Origin of the sequence: Mesorhizobium sp. M7A.F.Ca.CA.003.01.2.1, assembly GCF_003998945.1 — a bacterium.
Classification (GTDB): Bacteria; Pseudomonadota; Alphaproteobacteria; order Rhizobiales; family Rhizobiaceae; genus Mesorhizobium; species Mesorhizobium ciceri.
Window position 1 is genome coordinate 1 of the sequence record NZ_RZRA01000666.1, and the last position, 3,259, is coordinate 3,259.

At 64.3% G+C, this 3,259-nt stretch carries 2 protein-coding genes and 1 pseudogene; all 3 read left to right on the plus strand.

Going from position 1 to position 3,259, the window contains the following annotated elements; genetic code table 11:
• The coding region (locus tag EN969_RS23325) for a UDP-N-acetylmuramoyl-L-alanyl-D-glutamate--2,6-diaminopimelate ligase (protein ID WP_127419431.1) at nucleotides 1-1,238 on the plus strand (1,238 nt) is incomplete at its 5' end.
• A complete protein-coding gene (locus tag EN969_RS23330; protein ID WP_063168312.1) occupies nucleotides 1,235-2,692 on the plus strand; it encodes a UDP-N-acetylmuramoylalanyl-D-glutamyl-2,6-diaminopimelate--D-alanyl-D-alanine ligase in 1,458 nt (485 codons plus the stop codon). The genes EN969_RS23325 and EN969_RS23330, both read left to right, overlap by 4 nt.
• An 18-nt stretch (nucleotides 2,693-2,710) precedes the next feature.
• Nucleotides 2,711-3,259, plus strand: a pseudogene (mraY, locus tag EN969_RS23335) (phospho-N-acetylmuramoyl-pentapeptide-transferase); the annotation flags it as partial.

Below are 3,259 nucleotides of genomic sequence, written 5' to 3' on the forward strand. Positions count from 1 at the left end.
GGCTCCCGGTTCCGGTGCTGGCGGTCGACGATCCGCGCCTGGCGCTGGCGCAGAGTGCGGCACGCTATTTCGGCAAGCAGCCTGAGATCATGGTCGCGGTGACCGGCACCAGCGGCAAGACCTCGGTCGCAGCCTTCACCAGGCAGATCTGGGAGCAAGCCGGTTATGCCGCCGCTTCGATCGGCACCACCGGCGTGGTGGCGCCTGGGCGCAACGACTATGGTTCGCTGACGACACCCGATCCGGTCGCCCTGCATCAATTGCTGCGGGAATTGGCCGATGCCGGCGTCACCCACGCCTCGATGGAAGCCTCCAGCCATGGGCTCGACCAGCGCCGCCTCGACGGCGTGAAGCTGGCCGCCGGCGGCTTCACCAATCTCGGCCGCGACCATATGGATTATCATCCGACCATCGAGGATTATCACCGCGCCAAACTGCGCCTGTTCGACACGTTGCTGCCGAAGGGCGCGCCGGCCGTGATCTTCGCCGACGATCCATGGTCGGCGCCGACGACCGTGGCCGCAAAGGCTGCCGGGCTCAATGTGCTGACGGTCGGCCGCCATGGCGACTTCCTCAGGCTGAAGCGGGTCGAGCACGAACGCCACCGCCAGCGGGCCGAAGTCGAGGCCGACGGCGTGCTCTACGAGATCGACCTGCCGCTGGCCGGTGATTTCCAGATTTCGAACGCGCTGGTTTCGGCGGGTCTTGCCATTTCCACGGGAACACCTGTCGCCAAGGCCCTGATAGCGTTGGAGAAACTGAAGGGCGCGCCGGGCCGGCTCGACCTCGTCGGCACCACCGGCAATGGCGCGCCGGTCTATGTCGACTATGCCCACAAGCCGGACGCGCTGGAAAACGTGCTGGCTTCGGTACGGCCGTTCACCACCGGTCGTGTCATCGTCGTGTTCGGCTGCGGCGGCGACCGCGACCGGGGAAAAAGGCCGATCATGGGCGAAATCGCGACGCGGCTTGCCGATGTCGTCATCGTCACCGACGACAATCCGCGCTCCGAAGTGCCGGAAACGATCCGTGCCGCTATTTTGGCCGCTGCTCCAGGTGCCATCGAGATCGGCGACCGGCGCCAGGCGATCCACGAAGCGGTCGCCATGCTGCATGCCGGCGACACGCTGATCGTGGCCGGTAAGGGCCACGAGGAAGGCCAGACGATCGGCTCCGAGACCTTGCATTTCTCCGATCATGAGGAAGTCCGCGCGGCACTCACGGAGCGCGCAGCATGAGCTTGCTGTGGACCTCCGAAGCGCTGGTTGCCGCCATGGACGGGCGGCCGCTCGGGCCGATGCCGGAGGGGATTTCAGGCATTTCGATCGACAGCCGCAGCCTGCAGCCGGGCGACGCCTTCTTCGCCATCAAGGGCGAGGCGATGGACGGCCATGACTTCGCAACCGCCGCCATCAAGGCTGGCGCTGGCGTGCTGGTGGTGGCCGAAGGCAAGCTGCCGTCGCTCGGCCGGTTGACAGCGCCGATCATCGTCGTCGAGGACGTGCTGGTCGCGCTGGAAAAGCTTGGAGTTGCATCGCGCGCCCGCTCGAGCGCGAAAATCATCGCTGTGACCGGTTCGGCCGGCAAGACCACCACCAAGGAAGCGCTGCGCCATGTGCTGCAAGCCGTAGGCAAGGTGCATGCCTCGGCGCAGTCCTTCAACAATCACTGGGGCGTGCCGCTGACCTTGGCGCGGATGCCTGATGATTGCGACTATGCCGTGTTCGAGATCGGCATGAACCATCCCGACGAGATCCGTCCGCTGGTCAAGATGGTGAGGCCGCATGTCGCCATCGTCACCATGATCGCGGCGGCGCATCTCGGCTTTTTCCGTAATCTGGACGAGATCGCCAAGGCCAAGGCCGAGATTTTCGAGGGGTTGGAGCCCGAGGGGGCCGCCGTCCTCAACCGCGACGATGCCCGATTCAAGCTGCTCGACAAGATGGCCCATGCCGCCGGTGTCGAGCACGTCTACGGCTTCGGCGAGAATGCGCGCTCTACCTTCAAGCTCACCAAATGCGAACTGCATGCCGATCATTCCGACATCACCGCCAGGATCGGCGGCCACGAAGTGACGGCGCGGATCGGCGCGCCCGGTCGCCATATGGTGCAGAACGTGCTGGCGGTGCTGGGTGCGGCGCATCTGGTCGGCGCCGATCTCGACAAGGTTGCTTCAGCACTGGCCGATCTCTCCGCCGAGCGCGGGCGCGGCAAGCGCCATGTGCTGCGCCATCCCGGTGGTTCGACTTCGAGCCACCCCGGTGGACTGATCACGCTGATCGACGAAAGCTACAACGCCAATCCGGCATCGATGGCTGCTGCGATGGCGTTGCTCAACGCGACGCCGGTGACGGGCGAGGGCCGCCGCATCGCCGTGCTCGGCGACATGCTCGAACTCGGCGACCATTCGACCAAGCTGCATGCGGCCCTTGCCGATCTCATCGTCGGCACGGGCACGCAGACCGTTTTTCTTGGCGGCCCGGAAATGCGGGCGCTGGCCGAAGCGCTGCCGGCTGACATCAAGACGGAATACCGCGCCGGTGTCGAGGAGCTGAAGCCGGTGCTGCTTGCCGCGCTCAAGCCGGGTGACGTGGTGATGATCAAATCGTCGAAGGGCATCGGTTTTGCAAAACTGGTCGATGCGCTGCTGGGCAAATTCCCGGCTGAATCGACAACCAGAAAACAGACCTAGGTCGGGGGACGAAAGCGCATGTTCACACTGCTCGTCGATTTTGCGGACAAGGTCTCGGTCTTCAATGTCTTCCGCTACATCACCTTCCGCACCGGTGGGGCGCTGATCACGTCGGCGCTGATCGTCTTCATCTTTGGACCGACCATCATCAATTCGCTGCGGCTGCGGCAAGGCAAGGGCCAGCCGATCCGCGCCGACGGGCCGCAGACACATTTCAAGAAGGCCGGCACGCCGACCATGGGCGGGCTGATGATCCTGTCGGGCATCATCGGCTCGTCGCTTTTGTGGGCGAACCTGTCGAGCATCTATGTCTGGGTGGTGCTGCTGGTGACGCTGGGCTTCGGCTCGATCGGCTTTTACGACGACTATCTGAAGGTCACCAAGCAGTCGCATCTCGGCTTTTCCGGCAAGGCACGGCTGGCGCTGGAATTCGTCATCGCCGGCATCGCCGCTTGGGTGATCATGCACAATGGCCAGGCGCCGTTCTCGTCGTCGCTGACTTTTCCCTTCGCCAAGGAATTCATCGTCAATCTCGGCTGGTTCTTCATTCCGTTCTCCTGCTTCGTC

Bases quoted from the DNA above. Each gene is read 5' to 3' on its own strand.
- EN969_RS23330 (WP_063168312.1), top strand. From the start codon at position 1,235: ATGAGCTTGCTGTGGACCTCCGAAGCGCTGGTTGCCGCCATGGACGGG.